The 20362-nt window shown below is 76.5% G+C and carries 16 protein-coding genes; 7 read left to right on the forward strand and 9 right to left on the reverse strand.

Features of this window, described 5'->3' with window-relative positions; genetic code table 11:
- Positions 1 to 1412, reverse strand: a 1412-nt coding sequence (locus BLQ97_RS21165) for a 13E12 repeat family protein (RefSeq protein ID WP_217637306.1), incomplete at its 3' end; no start/stop codon positions are given.
- 101 nt (positions 1413 to 1513) lie between these two features.
- Positions 1514 to 2155: a GNAT family N-acetyltransferase gene (locus BLQ97_RS21170; RefSeq protein WP_175471864.1), complete on the reverse strand. Its 642-nt coding sequence runs from the start codon at positions 2153 to 2155 to the stop codon at positions 1514 to 1516.
- A gap of 136 nt (positions 2156 to 2291) precedes the next feature.
- Here BLQ97_RS21170 and boxC point away from each other — a divergent pair, with 136 nt between their 5' ends.
- From boxC to BLQ97_RS21200, 6 genes are all read left to right on the forward strand, one after another.
- On the forward strand, positions 2292 to 4022 hold the full coding sequence (boxC, locus tag BLQ97_RS21175) for a 2,3-epoxybenzoyl-CoA dihydrolase (RefSeq protein WP_217637307.1): 1731 nt from the start codon (positions 2292 to 2294) through the stop codon (positions 4020 to 4022).
- 2 nt (positions 4023 to 4024) lie between these two features.
- A complete protein-coding gene (gene boxB / locus BLQ97_RS21180; protein ID WP_091368716.1) occupies positions 4025 to 5506 on the forward strand; it encodes a benzoyl-CoA 2,3-epoxidase subunit BoxB in 1482 nt (493 codons plus the stop codon).
- A gap of 135 nt (positions 5507 to 5641) precedes the next feature.
- Entirely contained in the window at positions 5642 to 7327 is a 1686-nt protein-coding gene (locus BLQ97_RS21185; RefSeq protein WP_245692590.1) for a benzoate-CoA ligase family protein, read from the forward strand.
- On the forward strand, positions 7324 to 8391 hold the full coding sequence (locus tag BLQ97_RS21190; protein WP_091368719.1) for an NAD(P)/FAD-dependent oxidoreductase: 1068 nt from the start codon (positions 7324 to 7326) through the stop codon (positions 8389 to 8391). The genes BLQ97_RS21185 and BLQ97_RS21190 overlap by 4 nt, the downstream gene beginning before the upstream one ends.
- A gap of 29 nt (positions 8392 to 8420) precedes the next feature.
- Positions 8421 to 8753 (forward strand): ferredoxin, encoded by a 333-nt coding sequence (gene fdxA, locus BLQ97_RS21195; RefSeq protein WP_091368723.1) that lies wholly within the window; start codon positions 8421 to 8423, stop codon positions 8751 to 8753.
- A gap of 40 nt (positions 8754 to 8793) precedes the next feature.
- Complete coding sequence (locus tag BLQ97_RS21200; RefSeq protein ID WP_091368725.1) at positions 8794 to 9708, forward strand: LLM class flavin-dependent oxidoreductase; 915 nt, start codon at positions 8794 to 8796, stop codon at positions 9706 to 9708.
- A gap of 7 nt (positions 9709 to 9715) precedes the next feature.
- Here the strand turns inward: BLQ97_RS21200 and BLQ97_RS21205 are convergent, their stop codons facing one another.
- The 7 genes from BLQ97_RS21205 to BLQ97_RS21235 form a co-directional block, all read right to left on the reverse strand.
- Positions 9716 to 11287: a DUF6297 family protein gene (locus tag BLQ97_RS21205; RefSeq protein WP_091368728.1), complete on the reverse strand. Its 1572-nt coding sequence runs from the start codon at positions 11285 to 11287 to the stop codon at positions 9716 to 9718.
- Positions 11284 to 11964: an ABC transporter ATP-binding protein gene (locus BLQ97_RS21210; RefSeq protein ID WP_091368730.1), complete on the reverse strand. Its 681-nt coding sequence runs from the start codon at positions 11962 to 11964 to the stop codon at positions 11284 to 11286. Before BLQ97_RS21210 ends, BLQ97_RS21205 begins: the two co-directional genes overlap by 4 nt.
- Positions 11965 to 11968: 4 nt before the next feature.
- Positions 11969 to 13183 (reverse strand): phosphoglycerate dehydrogenase, encoded by a 1215-nt coding sequence (serA, locus tag BLQ97_RS21215; RefSeq protein ID WP_091368733.1) that lies wholly within the window; start codon positions 13181 to 13183, stop codon positions 11969 to 11971.
- Positions 13184 to 13355: 172 nt separating this feature from the next.
- Positions 13356 to 14222 (reverse strand): SDR family NAD(P)-dependent oxidoreductase, encoded by an 867-nt coding sequence (locus BLQ97_RS21220; RefSeq protein ID WP_217637308.1) that lies wholly within the window; start codon positions 14220 to 14222, stop codon positions 13356 to 13358.
- Between the two features lie 58 nt (positions 14223 to 14280).
- Positions 14281 to 15021 (reverse strand): HpcH/HpaI aldolase family protein, encoded by a 741-nt coding sequence (locus tag BLQ97_RS21225; RefSeq protein ID WP_091368736.1) that lies wholly within the window; start codon positions 15019 to 15021, stop codon positions 14281 to 14283.
- 95 nt (positions 15022 to 15116) lie between these two features.
- Complete coding sequence (locus tag BLQ97_RS21230; protein WP_091368738.1) at positions 15117 to 16520, reverse strand: hypothetical protein; 1404 nt, start codon at positions 16518 to 16520, stop codon at positions 15117 to 15119.
- Positions 16521 to 16557: 37 nt separating this feature from the next.
- The gene (locus tag BLQ97_RS21235) at positions 16558 to 18156 is read right to left on the reverse strand and encodes a S8 family peptidase (RefSeq protein WP_217637309.1); all 1599 of its coding nucleotides are present in this window, start codon (positions 18154 to 18156) and stop codon (positions 16558 to 16560) included.
- A 193-nt stretch (positions 18157 to 18349) separates the two neighbouring features.
- Here BLQ97_RS21235 and BLQ97_RS21240 point away from each other — a divergent pair, with 193 nt between their 5' ends.
- Positions 18350 to 20362, forward strand: a complete 2013-nt coding sequence (locus BLQ97_RS21240) for a S41 family peptidase (RefSeq protein WP_091368741.1) — start codon at positions 18350 to 18352, stop codon at positions 20360 to 20362.

A 20362-nucleotide genomic window follows, 5' to 3' on the forward strand; every position in this document is an offset into this window, starting at 1 on the left:
GCGCGTTCGAGGTCGAGCAGTGCGGTGCCGGCCTCGTCGACGGCGCGATCGGCCGCCGCCCACCAGCCCCAGCCGGCGGAAGTCTCCTTGCCTGCGCAGCCGGGGAGGCCGTCGGTCGGGCTGGCCTGGTGGAACTCGCGGTCGGGGTCGTAGTCCAGGAGGTCCTCGGGGGCGGTGTCGTCCTGGCCGCCCGGTGGTGCGGCGTCCCAACCGGGATCGGCGGTCGCGGGATCCGGTGGCGGATCGTCGCCGAACGCCTCGCGCACCAGGTCGTCGAGCCAGCGGTCGAAGTCCTCGGCGCTCAGGTCGGCGGCGGCCCGCTCGATCGGACCACCGACGGCATCCCACGACGGGTCGCCGGGTTCATCCGCGCGTGCTGGGGCCGAAGCGGCCGCACCAACGTCGGCCGAGGCGTCGGCGGGGTCGTCGGTGGCGACCGGGGCGTCCGTGGTGCCGCTCGAGTCATCGGTGGCGACCGGCGTCAGGCCGGCGAAGGCGCGGGCGAGCCGGCGGGCCAGCTCCGCCGGCACCACCTGCCCGTCCACCTCTCCCGGCGCGTCCCCGCCGAGCAGCGTGGGCACCGAGGCGACGACGGTGAGCAGCACCTGCACCGGCGGCAGGTCGCACTCCCCCGGCCGCAGCACCAGGTCCAGCAGGCAGTCCACCGTCTTCTCCCCGCGGCTGCGGGTGTCGGCGGGGTCGGTGTCGAGGGCGTCGACGTAGGCGGCCAGCGCCCGCACCAGCACCTGCGCCTCCGGGGTGGCGCACACCACCGTCACCGCCGACATCCCCGCCGTCCGCTCCGGCCGCACCGACACCCCGCGCCGGCGCAGCGCCCGCGCCAGGTCCCGCGCCGCGTCGCGCGCGTTGGCCCGCGTCACCACCCGGCGCACCCGCTCGGCCAGCTGCGCCGGCGTGGTCACCCCCCGGCGGGCGGCCACCCAGGCCAACAGCTCCCGCTGCACGCCGGCGCGGAGGGCGTCGTCGCCGATCGGGGCGACGTGCTCCAGCAGGCACCACAGGTGCCCGGGGTGCAGCACCCTGGCCTCGAGTGCGTCGAGCACCGCCGGCAACCGCTGCACCAGCGTCAGCGACCGCTCCAGCTCCGCCTCGGCGGCCTGCGTGGTGAGGTCCAGCGCGACCGCCACCTCCTGCGCGGCCCACTCACTCACCGGCCGCAGCACCTCAGCGCGCGCCGCCCACCGCTCGGCCGCCATCGCCCCGCGCTCCCCCTGCGCCCGATCCGCCGACGCCGACCGGGTCGCGGCGAACGCCGCGATCGCCCGCGCCCGCACCGCCGTCTGCCGGGCGATCTCCCGGTGCGCGGCCTGCGCCACACTCAGCGGACCCGACGCCCACCCCACCGCGGGCGCGACGACCGGCGCCTGCAGTTGCCGGGTCCCCGTCGTCACCGTTCGATCATATGTTCGAACGGATAGCCGGGCAAGTCCTGTGGACGGAGAACGTCCAGGTCAGCGGCGCACCTAGCCGGCCGGGGAGCCGAGCGGGCGACTCAGTAGCGGTGCTGCTCCGGGTCGACGTAGCCGCCCATCTCCTCCTCGCCGGGACCGCGGTCGGCGCCGACGGCGGCCGGCTCGACCTCCGGGCGCGGCCGGCCGGCGGCCCGCTCGCGCTCGGCGAGGTAGCGCTCCTGCTGGCCGGCGGACGGCGGCATCGCCTCGCCGGTCCCGGGTCGGCCGTCCTGGTGCTGGCCGATGTCCCGCGCCCGGTCGCCGACCCGCTTGCGAAGCCGCCCGTCCTCACCGGCGACGAAGCCGTGGCGCTCGAACCAGGCGGTCACCCCGGCGCGCTCGGGGTGGGTCTCGCGGACGACGTTGAGCACGTAGTTCAGCCCCCGCGCGGCGGCCTCCTCCTCCAGTCGCCGCAGCGCGAACACCCCGACGCCGGAGCCCCGCGCGCCCGCCTCCACGGCGAGCAGCACCTCGGCGTCGCCCCACACGTCGTCCAGCCAGCCGTAGCCGACGACGACGCCCTCGCGCTCCACCCGCCACCAGTCACTGGACAGCCGCTCGCCCGGCCGGCGCGCCTCGGTGCGGAACACGCCCTCCGGCACGCTCGCGAACACCCGCTCGCGGTCGTCGTCCCACCGCGGGTCGTCCTCGTGCACCCAGCGCAGGGTCTCGGCAGCGGGCATGGTGACCTCCGGGACGTCGTGTGGCCTGGGCCACATGTCTACAGCCGACGACCCACTTGCGCAAGGTCGTGTAGCACGTCACCATGGGACCGGCCGGCCTCTCGGGGCCGTCGCGCCCGCACCCCCTGGAGGCACCGTGACCACCGTGGAAGACCGCTCGGCGACGACGGCGGAGGGCCCGGCCCCCGTCGCGGAGCCGGCCGCGACGACCGAGGTGTCCTTCGACACCTCGCCCGACCAGTACCGGCACTGGCGGCTGTCGGTCGACGGCGAGGTCGCGACCCTGACCCTCGACGTCGCCGAGGACGGCGGCATCGTCCCGGGCTACGAGCTGAAGATGAACAGCTACGACCTGGGCGTGGACATCGAGCTGCACGACGCGGTGCAGCGCATCCGCTTCGAGCACCCCGAGGCCAAGGTCGTCGTCGTCACCAGCGCCAAGGAGCGCATGTTCTGCGCCGGCGCCAACATCAAGATGCTCGCGGCGTCCCCGCACAGCTGGAAGGTGAACTTCTGCAAGTTCACCAACGAGACCCGCAACGGCATCGAGGACGCCTCCGCCCACTCCGGCCTGCGCTCCATCGCCGCGGTCAACGGCACCGCGGCCGGCGGCGGCTACGAGCTGGCCCTGGCCTGCGACGAGATCGTCCTCGTCGACGACAACTCCTCGGCCGTCTCGCTGCCCGAGGTCCCGCTGCTCGGCGTGCTGCCCGGCACCGGCGGCCTGACCCGCGTGGTCGACAAGCGCGGCGTGCGCCGCGACCTGGCCGACGTCTTCTCCACCACCGCCGAGGGCATCCGCGGCGAGCGCGCCGTCCAGTGGCGGCTGGTCGACGCCAGCGTCAAGGCCCGCGACTTCGACGCCGAGGTCTCCCGCCGGGCCACCGAGGCCGCCGCCGCCTCCGGCCGGCCGGGCGCCGGCACCGCCGGGGTCGCGCTGACCCCGCTGCAGCGCGAGGTCGACGGCGACACGACCCGCTACGGCCACGTGCGCGTGGTCCTCGACCGCGCCTCGGGCACCGCGACGCTGACCGTCCTCGGCCCGGACTCGGTGCCCGGCAGCGTCGAGGAGCTGCAGGAGCAGGGCGACGCCGCCTGGCTGCTGGCCACCACCCGCGAGCTGGACGACGCGATCCTGCGGCTGCGCACCAACGAGCTCGAGATCGGCAGCTGGCTGCTGCGCACCGAGGGCGACGGCGCCACGGTGGCCGCCTACGACGAGTTCCTGCTCGCCCACCGCGACCACTGGCTGGTGAACGAGACCATCGGCTTCTACCGCCGCACGGTCAAGCGCCTGGACACCACCAGCCGCAGCCTCTTCGCGCTGATCGAGCCGGGCTCCTGCTTCGTCGGCTCGCTGGCCGAGATCGCCCTCGCCGCCGACCGCCAGTACATGCTCGAGGGCCAGTTCGAGGACGACGAGGACCCCCAGCCGCCCGCGGTGGTCCGGCTCGACGAGTTCAACACCGGCCTGCTGCCGATGAGCAACGACCTCACCCGCCTGCAGGTGCGCTTCCTCGGCAGCGACGAGGAGCTGGCCGCCGCGGAGGCCGCCACCGGGCGCGACCTGCTCGCCGCCGACGCCGCCGCGCTCGGGCTGGTCACCAGCACGCCCGACGACATCGACTGGGAGGACGAGATCCGCCTGGTCATCGAGGAGCGGGCCAGCTTCTCGCCCGACGCGCTGACCGGCATGGAGGCCAACCTCCGCTTCGCCGGCCGCGAGACGCCCGAGACGAAGGTCTTCGGCCGGCTCACCGCCTGGCAGAACTGGATCTTCCAGCGGCCCAACGCCGCTGGCCCCGAAGGAGCGCTCCGCCGCTACGGAACCGGCAAGCGGGCCGACTACGACAGGAAGCGGGTCTGACCATGACCACCACCGAGTCCACCCCCCAGTCCGGCACGGTCACCGGGGACGCCCCCACGCCCACCGGGCCGCTGTCGAAGATCGACTACTCGGAGCGGATCCCGAACAACGTCAACCTGGCCGGCGACCGCAAGCTGCAGCGCGCGCTGGAGGGCTGGCAGCCGAAGTTCCTCGACTGGTGGAAGAACCTCGGCCCCTCCATCCCCACCCACGACGTCTACCTGCGCACCGCCATCGCGGTCGGCCGCGACGGCTGGGCGCACTTCGACCGGGTGCCCATGGAGGAGTACCGCTGGGGCATCTTCCTCGCCGAGCGCGACCCCGACCGCAAGGTCAACTTCGGCGACAAGAAGGGCGAGCCCGCCTGGCAGGAGGTCCCCGGTGAGCACCGCTCGGACCTGCGCCGGCTGATCGTCGTCCAGGGCGACACCGAGCCCGCCTCGGTCGAGCAGCAGCGGCACCTGGGCATGACCGCGCCGTCGCTGTACGACATGCGCAACCTCTTCCAGGTCAACGTGGAGGAGGGCCGCCACCTCTGGGCGATGGTCTACCTGCTGCACGCCTACTTCGGGAAGGACGGCCGCGAGGAGGCCGAGGAGCTGCTCAAGCGCAACTCCGGTGACTACGACTCGCCGCGCATCCTCGGGGCGTTCAACGAGGAGACGACGGACTGGCTGTCGTTCTTCATGTTCACCTACTTCACCGACCGGGACGGCAAGTACCAGCTCGGCACGCTGAAGGAGAGCGGCTTCGACCCGCTGGCGCGCACCTGCGAGTTCATGCTCAAGGAGGAGGCGCACCACATGTTCGTCGGGACGACGGGCGTGCAGCGCACCGTCCAGCGGACCGCGCAGCTGATGAAGGAGCACGGCACCGACGACATCTGGCAGTACGGCGGCATCCCGCTGTCGGTGATCCAGAAGTACCTGAACTTCCAGTTCTCCGTCTCGATGGACCTCTTCGGCTCGGAGACCTCGTCCAACGTGGCGGCCTACTACACCGCCGGCCTCAAGGGCCGCTGGATGGAGACCCGCCGCAAGGACGACCACCAGCTGCACGACCTGACCATGGAGGTCCCGGTCATCGAGGGCGGGCAGCTCACCACGCGCACCGTGCCGATGCTCACCGCGCTCAACCTCGACCTGCGCAACGAGTACGCCGCCGACTGCGAGAACGGCGTCAAGCGGTGGAACCAGGAGCTGGAGGACGCCGGCCTGGAGCAGCGCCTCTACCTGCCGCACCAGGGCTTCAACCGCAAGGTCGGCGCCTTCGCCGGGCACCACGTCACGCCCACCGGCGAGATCGTCGACGAGGCCGCCTGGGAGCAGCGGGTGGGCGAGTTCCTGCCCACCGCCGAGGACCGGGCGCGCGTGGCCGAGCTGATGGTGCCGCACTACGAGCCCGGTGAGTTCGCCGGCTGGATCGCCCCGCCGTCGGTCGGGATCAACTCCCTGCCCGTCGAGTACGACTACGTGCGCTTCTGAGCCCGTCGCGCACCCGGCTGCGGCCGGGCCCCCCGGGGCCCGGCCGCAGCCCGCACGACGCCGGCCGGCGCGGCCGGCCACCCTCCCCCGAGCGGTCCGCCGGCTCGGTCCCCCGGCATCGAAAGGGCGTGCACCGTGGCCACCCTGGACACCGCCCCCTCCTCCCCCGCCCCGCTGCTGCCCGAGGCGCCGGCGCCGACCGGTGAGCCGTTCAACGCCGCCGAGTGGCTGGTCACCCGGCACGCGCGGGCCACCCCGGACCGCCGCGCGATCACCGCGATCGACCTCGACGGCACCGTCCGGACGCTGAGCTACGCCGAGCTCGACGCGGCGGTGACCGCCTGCTCCGCGGCCCTCGTCGCCGCCGGGATCCGCCCGGAGGAGCGGCTGCTGCTGTGCATGGGCGACTGCCCCGAGCTGCTCACCGCGTTCCTCGCCGGCCTGCGCGTCGGCGCGGTGCCGGTACCGGTGAGCACGATGCTCACGCCCAAGGACATCGCGGTGCTGGCCACCGACAGCCGCGCCCGCCTGGTCCTGCTCAGCGCCGAGTTCGCCGCGCTCGGCAGCGCCGTCGCCGGCAGCCGCGACCTCACCGACGTCGTCGTCCTCACCGACGGCGACCTGCCCGAGGTCCCCGGGGCCCGCGTGCGCACCTGGGCGGAGTTCACCGCCGCCGGCGCGGACTTCGCCGGGCAGGTCGCCGAGCCCTACCCGACGGTGGCCGACTCCCCCGCGTTCTGGCTCTACACCTCCGGCACGACCGGCACCCCCAAGGGCGCGATGCACCGGCACGGGTCGCTCCGGGACACCGCCGAGACCTACGCGCGCGACGTGCTCGCGATCGGCCCGGACGACGTCACCTTCTCCGTCGCCAAGTTCTTCTTCGCCTACGGCCTGGGCAACACGCTGACCTTCCCGTTCTCGGTGGGAGCGAGCACCGTGCTCGACCGGTCGCGACCCAGCCCGGCCGGCACGCTGCGGGTGCTGCGCGAGCAGCGGCCGACGCTGTTCTTCGCCGGCCCCACCTACTACGCCGCGCTGCTCGCCGCCGGCCTGCCCGCCGACGCCTTCGCCGGCGTGCGCGCCTGCGTCTCGGCCGGCGAGGCGTTCCCCGCCGCGCTGTTCGAGCGGTTCACCGGCACCTTCGGCGTGGAGATGCTCGACGGCATCGGCTCCACCGAGATGCTGCACATCTTCATCAGCGGCCGCCCCGGCCGCACGCGGCCCGGGTCCACCGGCGAGGTGGTCGCCGGCTACGAGGCGCGCATCCTCGACGACGACGGTCAGCCGGTCCCCGACGGCACCCCGGGCAACCTGTGGGTGAAGGGGTCGTCGGCGGCCACCGGCTACTGGTCGCGCACCGCCGTCACGCGTCGGGTGTTCCAGGGCGAGTGGGTGCGCACCGGCGACACCTACGTGCGCAGTGCCGACGGCTTCTACAGCTCGCTGGGCCGCACCGACGACATCATCAAGGCCGGCGGGATCTGGGTCTCGCCCACCGAGGTGGAGGAGCGGCTGCGCGCCCACGGCGACGTCGCGCAGGTCGTCGTCGTCTCGGTGCCCGACGAGACCGGGCTGGACAAGCCGGTCGCCTGCGTCGTGCTCACCCCCGGCGCCGCCGCCGGCCCCGAGGACCTCGTGGCCTGGTGCCGCGACGGGCTGGCCGCCTTCAAGCGGCCACGCCACATCGTCGTGTTCGACGAGCTGCCCACCACCGCCACCGGGAAGCTGCAGCGCTTCCGCATCCGCGAGCTGGCGGTCGAGCGCCTCGGCGGCGCCGCCAGGCCCGACCTCACGCCCGTCACCGGGGGTCCCGCGTGACCGCGACCGACGCGCTGGCCCCGGAGCACCCCGCGGCGGCCGGCCGGGAGGTGCACGTCGACCTGCTGGTCGTCGGCGCGGGCCCCGCCGGGCTCTACGCCGCCTACTACGCGGGCTTCCGCGGCCTGCGCACCGCCGTCGTCGACAGCCTCCCCGAGCCCGGCGGGCAGGTGACGGCCCTCTACCCGGAGAAGCTGGTCTACGACGTCGCCGGCTTCCCGGGCGTGAAGGGCCGCGACCTGGTCGCCAACCTCGTGCAGCAGGCCGCGCGCTTCGACCCGGTGTACGTCCTCGGCGAGCGGGCGGAGACCCTCGCGAACGAGGCCGGCGAGCGCCCCCGCCACGGCGATCGGCTCGTCGTCACCACCGACCGCGGCACCCGGGTGCACTGCGGCGCCGTCGTCGTCACCGGCGGGATCGGCACCTTCACCCCGCGGCCGCTGCCCGGCGGCGACCGCTGGGAGGGCCGCGGGCTGACCTACGTGGTCCGGGACCCGGCCGCGCACGCCGGCCAGGACGTCGTGGTCGTCGGGGGCGGGGACTCCGCGGTCGACTGGGCGCTGGCACTGGAGGACGTCGCGGCCTCGGTCACCCTCGTGCACCGGCGCCGGCAGTTCCGCGCGCACGCCGCCAGCGTCGCCGACGTCGAGCGCGGCCGGACCGTCGTCGTCACCGACGCCCAGGTCCACGAGCTCGCCGGCGACGACCGGCTGCACACGGTGCACGTCCGCACGAAGGACGGCACGGTCACCCCCCACCCCGCGCAGGCGGTCGTCGCCGCGCTCGGCTTCACCGCCGACATCGGGCCGCTGGAGCGCTGGGGCGTCGAGATCGCCGACCGCCGGATCCTCGTGGACACCGCCATGCGCACGCGCGTGCCCGGCGTCTACTCCGCCGGCGACATCACCGAGTACGCCGGCAAGGTGCGGTTGATCGCCGTCGGTTTCGGGGAAGCCGCCACCGCGGTGAACAACGCGGCCACCTACCTCGACCCCGACCAGCCACTGTTCCCCGGGCACAGCAGCGACGACCCCGCCGGCACCGGCGCGGCCGCCCACGCCTGAGCCACCCGACCCCAGCCAGGAGGAACCCCGTGCCCTACGTCATCGGCGCCGAGTGCATCGACACCACGGACATGTCCTGCGTCGAGGAGTGCCCGGTGGACTGCATCTACGAGGGCGACCGCAAGCTCTACATCAACCCCAAGGAGTGCATCGACTGCGGCGCGTGCGAGCCGGTCTGCCCGGTGGAGGCCATCGCCCAGGACCGCCGGGTGACCGACGAGAACGAGCCGCACATCGCCGACAACCGGCGCTTCTTCGTCGAGCTGCTCCCCGGCCGCGACGCGCCGCTGGGCAGCCCGGGCGGCGCGTCCAAGGTGGGCAGGATCGGCGTGGACACCGAGCTGGTGGCCGAGGGCTCGTGACCCCGCCGCGGACCGGCCGGACGCGGAGGGAGGGGCAGCCGTGCGCGTGGTCCTGACGCTGGGCGCCGACCAGCAGACGGTGGCCGCCCAGGCGCGCGCCGCCGAGGAGGCGGGCTACGACGGGATCGCGACCGGCGAGCACCTGTTCTTCCACAGCCCGCACCCGAACGCCTTCGTCGCGCTCGCCGCGGCCGCCGGGGCGACCAGCCGGATCCGGCTGCTGAGCTCGCTCACCGTGCTGCCGCTGTACCCGGCCGCGCTCGCCGCCAAGCTGGCCACCACGCTCGACCAGGTCTCCGGCGGCCGCTTCGACATGGGCGTGGGCGTCGGTGGCGAGTACCCGCCGGAGTTCGTCGCGGCCGGTGTCGACGTCGCCGAGCGCGGGCCGCGCACCGACGAGGCGCTGGAGCTGCTGCGCCGGCTGTGGGGCGGCGGCGCCGTGGACCACGCCGGCCGCTACGCCCGCGTCGAGGGCCTCGAGCTCTCCCCCGGTCCGGTGCAGCCCGGCGGCCCGCCGCTGTGGCTCGGGGGCCGCAGGGCGCCGGCGATCCGGCGGGCGGGCCGCTTCGCCGACGTCTGGATGCCCTACATGTACACACCCGAGCAGCTGGCCCGCAGCCTCGGCGAGGTCCGCGACGCCGCCGAGCAGGCCGGCCGGGACCCGTCGGACGTCCGGGGCGCCGTCTTCTGCTGGGGCGGGGTGGACGACGACGCGGCGCGGGCGCGGCAGGAGGTCGTCGACTGGGTGAGCGCGGTGTACCAGCAGGACTTCGCCCCGCTCGCCGACCGCTACCTGCTGCACGGCGACCCCGACCGGGTGGCCGCCCGCGCCCGCGAGTTCGCCGACGCGGGCGCCGACACCCTGGTGTTCTCCCCCGTCGGCGCCGGTGCCCGCCGGCAGGAGGGGGTCGACCTGTTCACCCGGGCCGTGCTCCCCCGCCTCGCCGGCGGCTGAACCCCGGTCAGCCGGGGCCGCCCCGGCGGCGGGCCACCAGGGTGAGCACGCCCGCGCCCAGCAGCACCGACCAGCCGAGCTGGACGGCCACCAGCAGCGGGGTCGGCCCGCCCGAGACGAGCGCCGCCGCCAGCGGCAGGCTGCCCACGAGGCCGGCGTCGAGCCCCTGCACGAGCGTGGCGCCCACCCCGGTGGGCAGCGCGCCCATCGGCGTCGACACGACCGGGCCGGACCAGTCGACCTCCGGGCGGAACGCGCCGCGCAGCGCGGCGGCGGCCCAGGCCGGGGCCGTCGCGGCGCACAGCGCGGTCCACAGCGCCGGCGCGCCGCTGCCCACGCCGAGGAGCAGGCCGGTCAGCGTGGTCACCGCCACCAGCAGGGCGAGCGGGACGACCACGCGCGCGGCCGTGACCCCGGCGGCCGACAGCGGCAGCAGCCGGTCGAGCGCCGGCACGGCCTGGGCCTGCCGCGCCGGGTGCCCGGCCGCGACCGCCGCGAGCGCCCAGCCCGCCACGCAGGCGACCCAGACGGCCGGCGGCAGCGCGCCCAGCCCGTCGGTGCGCGCGACCAGCACGGGGACGGCGACCGCGACCGCGGCCTGGCCCAGGTGCCACGGGGAGCGCGCCAGGGCGGTCCGGTCCGCGGCGACCACCGCCTGCCAGGCCCCCGCGACGCGCGGGAAGCGGCGGCCGCGCCGGGGCTCGCGGCGGTCGCGGGCGGCCAGCGCCCGCCCCAGCTCGCGGGCGTCGAGGGAGACGGCCGAGACCGCCGCGTACTGCGCCGTCGCGCCCAGCGCCCGCAGCTGCCCGGCGCCCAGCCGGTCGAGTCCCGCCACGGCGCCGGCCAGCAGGAGGACGGCGGCGGCGACCGGCACCGCCGCCCACCCCGCCGGCACGCCGGGCAGGGCCGGGAGGTCCCCGCCGCCGGTCGCCGCCAGGGCGGTGGCCCCCGCGACCGCCGCCCCCGCGACGGCCACGGCTCCCGCACCGGCCAGCGGCGCCGCCCGGCCGGGGCCGCCCCGGGTCTGGGCCCGGGCGACCGCTCCCACGAGGGCGGCCGCGGTCCCCGCCGTCGCGGCCAGCGCGGCGGCGACCCCGCCGGCGGACGGCGCGTCGGTGAGCGTGAGGGCCAGCGGCAGCGCGGCCACGGCGGCGACGCCGACGACGGCCGCGGTGACCCGGGCCAGCTCGCCGCGCAGGAGGTCTCGGCGGCCGGCCGGCAGCGGCAGCCACCAGGCGGCGGCCGCGGGCGTGCTGCTGACCGGCCCGAGCCGGGCCAGCGCGACGGCGAGGCCGGCCAGCGCCAGCACCGCGGCGACGGCGGCGGTGACCGACGCGGGCAGCACCGTCGCGGTGACCGGCGCGCCGGCCAGCGTCACCCGCTCGCGCACCGAGGCCACCGCCCCGGCGACGACGGCGACCCCGATCGCCCCCGAGACCAGCGAGCTCCACACCTCGGCGAGCCGGGCCGCCGCGGTGGTGTCGGCGCGGGCGGCCGTCGCCCGGCGGGTCAGCCTCCGAACGGCGGCGCCGGAGAGCTCGGCGCCCCGGTCGGCGAGCACGGACGCCGGGGCGCTCACAGCGCCGGCAGCAGGTCGGCGGCCTCGGCCGGGTCCAGCCGCGGGCAGGCGTCCTCGGCCAGCAGCAGCACGTCGTCGGCCACGGTGCGCAGGAACCCCGCGTCGTGGCAGGCGAAGACGACCGCGGTCCCGCCGTCCCGGAGCCGGGCCAGCCGCGCCGCCAGCCGGGTGCGCATCCCCGCGTCGAGCCGGCGCTCGGGCTCGTCGAGCACCACGAGCCGGGCCGGCCGGACGAGGGCCGCGGCCAGCGCCAGGCGGCGGCGCTGCCCGGAGGAGAGCCGGGAGGGCAGCGCGTCGATCCGCCCGCCCAGCCCGAAGGCGGCCACCTCGGCGTCCACCACCGTCTCCGGGTCGCGCACCCCGTGGCCGCGGGCGGTGAGCAGCAGGTGCTCGCGTCCGGTCAGGGAGGGGAAGAACGCCTCGTCGTCGAGCACGGCGGCGACGTCGCGGCGCACGTCGGCCCGCCGCTCGTCGACCTCGCGGCCGGCCAGGAGCACCGTGCCCCCCAGGGGGGCCAGGAGCCCGACGAGGGTCTGCAGGAGCGTGGACTTGCCGGCGCCGTTGGCCCCGACCAGTCCCAGCGCCCGCCCGGGGGCCACGGTGAGGTCGACCGGCGCGCACACCGGCTCGGCGCCGTGCCCGACCAGGAGGTCGCGCGCCGCGAGGAGTGCGGTCACCCGGTCAGTCGGCGCGGCGGCCGAAGGTGGTCAGCCGGACGGTCTCCGGCAGCGCCCGGAGCGCGGCCAGCAGGTCCGGGGACAGCGCCGCGCTGACGTCGGTGACCGCGTACCCCAGCTCGCCGCGGGTGGCCAGCACCTGGCCGTCGACGTTGAGCCCGTGCTCCCCGACCAGCGCGTCGACCCGGGCGAGGACGCCGGGCACGTTGCGGTGCAGCAGCGCGAACCGGTCGGCCGACGACCCGTGCAGCGCCACCGTGGGCAGGTTGACGCTCAGCGTCGTCGTCCCCGAGCCGGCGTAGTCGGCGAGCTTGCCGGCGACGAAGCGGCCGATGTCGTGCTGCGCCTCCTGCGTCGAGCCGCCGACGTGCGGCGTGAGGATGACGTTGGGCAACCCGCGCAGCACCGAGGTGAACGGGTCGCCCTGCTCGCGCGGCTCGTCGGGGAAGACGTCGACGGCGGCCCCCGCGATGTGGCCGCTCAGGATGTGCTCGCGCAGCGCCTCGTGGTCGACGACGAAGCCGCGGGAGAGGTTGAGGAACAGGCTGCGCCGGCGCATCCGGGAGAACTGCTCGGCGCCGAAGAGGCCGGCGTTCCCGGCCCGCCCGTCGACGTGCAGCGTGACGGTCTCGGCCTGCTCGAGCAGCTCCTCGAGGGTGTCGCAGCGCTGCGCGTTGCCCAGCGCGAGCTTGTCCTCGAGGTCGTGGAAGAGCACCCGCATGCCCAGCGCCTCGGCCAGCACCGACAGCTGGCTGCCGATGTTGCCGTAGCCGACGATGCCCAGCGTCCGCCCGCGCACCTCGTGGCTGCCGGCCGCCGACTTGTCCCAGGAGCCGGCGTGCAGCGCGCGGTCCCGGTCGACCAGCCGGCGGGCCAGGATGATGATCTCCGCGATCGCCATCTCCACCACGCTGCGGGTGTTGGAGTAGGGCGCGTTGAACACCGCCACGCCGGCGCCGGCCGCGGCGCGCAGGTCGATCTGGTTGGTGCCGATGCAGAAGGCGCCCACCGCCGCCAGGTCCGGGCGGCGGCGCAGCACCTCCGCGGTGACCTGCGTCTTCGACCGGATGCCGAGCACCTCGACGCCGTCGAGCGCGGCGATCAGGTCGTCCTCGTCGAGCGCGCCGCGCACCGACTCGGTCTCGTAGCCGGCCGACCCGAGCAGCTCGGCCGCCACCGGGTCGATGTTCTCCAGCAGCAGGGCTCTGCGCCTGTCCAACGACGTCCTCCTCGGGGGCGGGGCGGCCGGCGGCGGGCTCCGCGCGCCGGCCGTGCTGACCTCCGATGATCGACCATCGCCGTTCCCGGCCCGGTGCCCGGTCCGTCGTGTCGCCGGTGCCGGGCGCTCCGGGTCGTCGACCGGACGGCGGGACGGCACCCGTGCGCGCAGGTCAGGGCACCGGCAGCGCCCCCGCGTCGCGCGCCTCGGCAGCGGTGGCGCCCGGCCACCGGGCCGGGAACGGCGAGCCGCGGCGCAGCAGGCCGAGGAGGGCCGCGTGCGGCAGCACCCGGGCCGACGCCGCGGACGCCCGGTACAGCGCCGACGGGACGACGACGCGCCGGTTGCGCGCCAACGCGTCCAGGCCGCGCTCGGCCACGCGGCGCGCGTCGTCGAGGGCCCAGGCGGGCATCCGCCCGACCTGCGGGCCGAGGCCGGCCAGGTCCATGAACTCGGTGGGCACCGTCCCCGGGCACAGCGCGGTGACGGCCACCCCGTGCGGCCGGAGCTCGGCGTGCAGCGCCTCGGTGAACGACAGCAGCGCGGCCTTCGACGCCGCGTAGGTGGCCATCCGCGGCATCGGCAGGAAGCTCAGCAGCGAGCAGACGGTGAGCACCGCCCCGCTGCCCCGCCGCACCATCGGCGGCACGAAGCGCCCGCACAGGTCGACGGTGGCCTCCACGTTGAGCCGGAGGACGGCGGTCCGGTGCTCCTCGGGCACGGTGACGAAGTCCCCGGCGGCGCCCACCCCGGCGCCGTTGCACAGGATCGAGACCTCCAGCCCGAGGTCGGCCACCGCTGCGGGCAGCTCCCGGCGGGCGGCCTCGTCGGTGAGGTCGCAGGGCAGCGCGTGCGCGCGGACGCCGAGGCCGGACAGGCGGCGGGCCAGCGCGTCGAGCCGGTCGCGGCGCCGGGCGACCAGCACGACGTCGCAGCCCCGGGCGGCGAGCGCGGCGGCCAGTTCCGCGCCGATGCCCGACGACGCCCCGGTGACGAGTGCGGTCGAGGGGTGGGTGGCGGTCGGCAGTCGGCGGGTCACGGTCGGCCTCCCCAGGGGTCGTCGCTGCCCCCACCCTGGCCGCGGCCGTGCCCCGCCGTCAGGGCCCTCCGACCCCGCCGCGGGCGGTGCCGAGGTGACGCGCCGCGGCCTCGCCGAGCGCGGTGGCGTCGACGGCGACGGTGACGATCGTGGCGCCCTCGGCGGCCCAGCCGGCCGCCTCCTCGCCGGAGGAGGCGTGCACGCCCACCGGGACGCCCGCGGCGACCGCGCGGGCGACGATCGAGGACAGCACGCCGCGCAGCTCCGCCCGCCGGTCCTCCCCCGTCAGCCCGAGCGACAGGGACAGGTCACCCGGGCCCACGTACACGCCGTCGAGCCCCTCGACGGCGAGCACCGCGTCGAGGTCGTCGAGCGCCGTGGCGGCCTCCACCATCACGACCACCAGCGGCCGGTCGGCGCCGCCGGAGAGCCGGCCGACGGAGCGCCCGCCGGCGGGCGCGTAGCGGCAGGCGGCCACCACCTCCCGCGCGTGGCCGGCGTCGCGCACGTTGGGCACGACCACGCCGCGGGCGCCCAGGTCCAGCGGGCGGCCGACGTCGGGGAAGGCGGGGCTGCGGGTGCGGACCAGCGGCACCGCGCCGGCCGCCGTCACCGCCGCCGCGACGCCGGGCAGGTCGGCCTCGGCCGCGGCACCGTGCTGCAGGTCGACGACGACGTAGTCCGCCCCGGAGCGGGCCAGCAGCTCGCCGGTCACCGCGCCGGGCAGCAGGCTCCACAGGCCGTGGCACGGCTCGCCCCCGGCCCACCGCCGCCGCAGGTCCGCCTCGCTGGTCGCCATCCCGACTCCCTCCCGGCCGGCCCGAGCGGGCGCCGTGCACCGGCCCGCGTCGATCCTGCGCGGCGGCGCGGCCACGCGCGACGGGAGGCCCGGCGTCAGCCGGCGGCCCGGGCGCCCGCGGCGGCGGCCGCGGCGACGAGCCAGGCGACCTCGGGGTGGCGGATGTCGGAGTGGGCGCCGGCGAACGCCGACTGCCGCCGGTCGGCGATGACGCCCGACCCGTCGACGGCGTAGTAGGAGCCCGCCGTGAAGGGGTAGGGCCTCCCGGGGGCGAGCATGTCCACCGACTCGAGCGGCCGCACCGCCCGGAAGCCGCCGGAGCCCAGCGCCCCCCAGCGGCTCACGTCCGGGTCGGCCTGGTTGTCCTGCCGCGCGAGGGCCGACGCCTTCGGGTACCAGCGGCCCACCGCCCAGTCGAACGCGCTGAAGGTCGCCACCAGCGGGCCGTGCACCCGGTCAGCACACGGCTGCAGCGCCCCCTGGCGGCCGAACGGGTTGCCCCGCGCCGTGGCGAACGAGAAGTGGGAGAAGGCCCCCTGGACCAGCACCAGCGAGGCGACCGGACTGGCGTCGGCGGACGGGATCCCCTGCAGCGCGAAGGACACCAGGCGGGCGCCGAAGCTGTGCCCGACCAGGTGCACGCGCACCGCGGCCAGCGCCTCCGTGGCGTGCAGCCGGACCAGCACGGGGGCCAGCCCCCGGGCGCCGACGACCCCGGCGCGGGACTTCATCGTGTAGTAGCTGAACACCCGCAGCCCGTCGCGGGCGCCCCGCCACACCGTCCGGAACACGTCCCCGGCTCCCTGGGCCGCGCCGCCCTCGGGGACGCTGCCGAAGGCCCGGGCCAGCTCGACGTAGGCCTCGGGGTCGTCGCCGCGGTCGAGGAAGTCCCGCTCCCCGGCGTCCTCCTCGGGGGTGGGGTCGGCCGGGAGCAGCCTGGTGAGCAGGGCGGAGAACTCGGCCAGCCGGGCCCGCTGCGCGGCGTCGGGCTCGACGCCCGAGGCGGCGGCCGCCTCGCCCTCCTCGATCAGGGCGCCCAGCCGGTCGAGGGCGGACCGCTGCTCCTCCCCCTCGAAGGCCGGCCGCAGCGCCGCGGCGAGCACGGGCCCCGGCACCTCCGCGGGGGACCCCGGCTCGTCCCCCGGCCCGTCGCCGGTGCTCAGGGCGTCGCCGGGGCTCAGGGCGTCACCGGAGCCGTGGGGCCGGGCGGCCGCCCCGGGACCGTCCGGCCACCAGATCGCGGGCCAGTGGACGCCGACGAGACCCACCCGGCCCAGGCCCTCGGCCCGCGCCGCCTGCCGGGCGACGAGCGGTCCCAGGGACCCGTAGAGGTCCTCGGCGTCGTCGGGCCCGGTGTTCCACCCGTGGCACAGCACGACGAGGTCGGTGACACCCTCGTCGGCGACCCGGCGCAGGAGGTCCTCGGCGGCGCCGCGCGCGAGCCCGCCGTCCCCGGTGAAGTGCAGGCGCCAGAACGGCCGCCCGGCCACCCTGTCCACGTGGACCTCCTCGCCCCCGTCCCCCACCGGGACGGCGTCAGACGTTCGACAGCATCCGCATGAGGTCGACCAGGCCCGCCCCCTGCGCGTAGCGCTCGCGGCCGAGGTCGGTGGCGCACCGCATGAGCAGCTCCTTGACCGCCCGGGGGCGCCCGGTGAACTCCGGGCGGGCCGACAGGAAGGCGGCGATCACGCCGGACACGTGGGGCGCGGCCATCGAGGTGCCCGACTGCTCGGCGTAGCAGAGGTCGGGATCGGCCTCGGGGTCGTCCGGGAGGCCGGCCCGGGCCCGCACCGTCCCGGTGGCCGCCGAGGTGATCCACTCGCCGGGTGCGACCACGTCGGGCTTCACCCGGCCGTCGAGGGTGGGGCCCTTGCTCGAGGTCCAGGTGATGCCGAAGGCGTGCGGGGCCTCCCGGTGGGTGGACCCCACCGCGATGCAGTTCTCGGCGTGCGCCGGCTCGGTGACCGAGCCGAGCGCCGCGACCGGCCGCGGCGCCAGCGGGTCGCCCGCGCCGGAGTTGCCGGCCGACACCACGACCACGACACCGGAGTCCACGAGCTGGTCGACCGCCTGGCACAGCGGGGACCGGCCCGCGGCGTAGTCCCTCGGCTCCCACGGGCAGCCCAGGCTGATGTTCACCCCGTGCACCCGCAGCACGTTCGGGTCGACGTTGACGTCGTGGCGCAGGTGGTGCAGCGCCGCGATGAGCGCCGCGGACGAGGTGACGTGGTCGCCCTGCGCGGTGCGCCGCAGCACCCGCAGGCTGACCAGCTCGCACTCCGGCGCCATGCCGGAGAGCACCTGCACGCGCCGGCGCTGGACGTAGCCACCGGCGGTCGGCTCCTCCGAGGAGGCGACGACGGCGGCCCGGTCCGCCGGGGTGCAGCCGGCGATGATGCCGGCCACGTGCGTCCCGTGGCCCAGGTCGTCCTCCAGCGGGGCCGGCTCCCCGATCGCGTCGGCGTGCTTCAGCACGACCAGGTCCCGGAAGTCGCGGTGCAGGCCCGCGGTGAGCAGCGGCGGGCCGGGGTCGCCGTCGCCGGCCGGTGCCCGGCCCGCGTCGCGGCCCTCCCGGGCGAGCTCCAGGGCGGCGAAGTGGCCGTGCCGCTGGTCGATGCCGGAGTCCAGCACCGCCCACACGACGCCGCGCCCGCGCGCGCTGTAGGACCGCCAGGCGGCGTCGGCCTTGACCGTCGGCGCGGAGCGGTCGATCTGCGGCTGCAGCTGGTAGTCCGGCCACACCTTGAAGACGGTGGGCGGCAGGCCCTGGGACGCGGCCGTGCGCCGGTCGTGCGCCACGAGCGCCCGCAGCTGCGGTCGGGTGAGCACGCACTGGTAGAGCTTCGGCGTCACCCGCCGCAGGCCGGCCGGCACCCGCGGCTCGGTGACGCTCTGCGGGCTGCTCGCGTCCTCCGGCGGGAGCGGCTCGCCCGCCCACGACCGGTAGTCCCGCTCCCACACCACCAGGCAGAAGCGGCCGGCGACCTCGACCAGCCCGCCCGGGTACATGACGTTGAGCTCGACCAGGGCCGGGACGCGGTCGTGCAGCAGCGCCTCGTCGTCGGTGTCCGGCGGCAGGTGCAGGTCGCCGATGAGCGGCGAGGTGGTCCGGCGGTCGGGCTCGTAGGACAAGGCACCCCCCGGCGCGGCGTCGGCGCGCAGCCGCCGGTCGGCGGCCCCGCCGGCACGCTAGGCAGCCGGCGTCACCAGGGCGTCACCCCGCCGTCACCGCGCGGCCGGTGACGCGGCGGTGACGGTCGCCGCGCTCCCCTGTGCCCCGGCGACGGCCCGACACGCGGGCCGCGGGACACGAGGAGTGAGGACCATGACGACGAGCACCCGGGTCGAGGTGCTGGCGCCGCGGCGTCCGCTCGACGACGCCGCCGCCGACGAGTCGCTGCCCGCCGACCTGACCGTGCAGGTGGGCAGTGCCGGGGCGCCGATCCCCGGCTCGGTCCCGCTGCAGGAGTTCGTGGCCGCGGCGGGGACGCTCACCCACGCCCAGCGCAGCACGCTCGTCCAGCAGGCCCTGGTGCTGCTCGAGGGCAACTACGTGCACCTGCCGCTCAAGGCGGCCATGCACGCGGTCAACCCGGTGCAGCGGCTGCGGCTGCTGCGGGCCCGCCTGCGGCAGCAGACCGACGCGACGATGGGCCCGGAGCGGGACTTCCACCGGGAGATGTCGAGCATCTTCCACTCGGTGCGCGACCTGCACACCAACTACGTGCTGCCGGCCCCGTTCGCCGGGATGATCGCCTACCTGCCGTTCCAGGTGGAGCGCTGCGTGGACGGCGGGCAGGAGCGCTACCTCGTCAGCCGGACGGCGGCGGGCGTGGGCGCCCCCACGTTCACCCGCGGCGTCGAGATCACCCACTGGAACGGCGTGCCGATCGGCCTGGCCGTGGCCGTCAGCGCCGACCGCTTCGCCGGCAGCAACCGCGCCGCCCGGCTGGCGCGCGGGGTCGACGCGCTGACGCTGCGCCCCCTGCGGCTGCACCTGCCGCCCGACGAGGAGTGGGTGACCGTCAGCTACCTCGACGCCGGCGGGGTGCGCCACGAGCTGCGCCAGCCGTGGCTGGTCGGCCCGAACGTGCCGCCCATGGCCGACGCCGACGTGCCGACCACCGCGGCGGCGTCGCAGGGGCTGGACCTCTACGCCGACGACGCGAGCCGCGCCCGCGCGCTGCTGTTCGCGCCGCAGGCCGTGGAGGCGCAGCTCTCCGACGTCCAGGCCGAGGTCGAGACCGAGCCCGCCGAGGCCGGCGCGGACCTCACGACCACCATGCCGCTGGTCTTCCGGGCGCGCAGCGTCGTCACCTCCTCGGGCACGTTCGGGCACCTCCGGGTCTTCACGTTCAACGTCAACGACCCCGACGCCTTCGTCGACGAGTTCGTGCGGCTGGCCGGGCTGCTCCCGCAGGAGGGCCTCGTCCTCGACGTGCGCGGCAACGGCGGGGGCCACATCCACGCCAGCGAGTTCCTCCTGCAGACGCTCACTCCGCGGCCGATCACGCCGGAGCCGGTGCAGTTCATCTGCACCCCGCTGAACCTGTCCGTCGTCCGGCAGCACGCGGAGAACCCCAGCGGCATCGACCTCGGCCCCTGGCTGCGGTCGATGGAGCAGGCCGTCGAGACCGGGTCGGTCTTCTCCTCCGCCTTCTCCATCACCCCGGTCGAGGGCGTCAACCGGCGCGGGCAGCAGTACTGCGGCCCGGTGGTGCTGGTCACCGACGCCCGGTGCTACTCGGCGACCGACATCTTCACCGCCGGCTTCCAGGACCACCGGATCGGCCCGGTGCTCGGGGTGGACGACAACACCGGGGCGGGCGGCGCGAACGTGTGGACGCACAGCCTGCTCAAGCAGCTGCTGGAGCTGCCCGCGCCCGATCCCGAGAGCCCGTACCGGGCCCTGCCCAACGGAGCGGCCATGCGCGTCTCCATCCGCCGGACGCTGCGGGTGCACGAGCTGGCGGGGACCCCGGTGGAGGACCTCGGCGTCGTCCCGGACCGGCGGCACGACCTGACCCGCCGCGACGTGCTGGAGGACAACGCCGACCTGCTCGACGCCGCGGGGGCGCTGCTGGCCGCGATGCCCGCGCGGAGCCTGCAGGTGACGCCGTCGCTGGACGCCGGCGGCACGCTCACCCTCCAGCTGGGGACGCGCGGGGTGGAGCGGGTCGACGTGTACGTCGACGGCCGGCCGCGGGCCAGCGTCGACGTCCCCCCGGGCGGGACGACGCCCACCGTCACCGTGGCCGGGGTGGCCGGTGCCGCCGTCGTGCGGGTCGAGGGCTGGGCCGGTGGGGAGCTGGTCGCCGCGCGCACGCGGCCGGTGTAG

Origin of the sequence: Geodermatophilus telluris (genome assembly GCF_900102745.1) — a bacterium.
GTDB lineage: Bacteria > Actinomycetota > Actinomycetes > Mycobacteriales > Geodermatophilaceae > Geodermatophilus > Geodermatophilus telluris.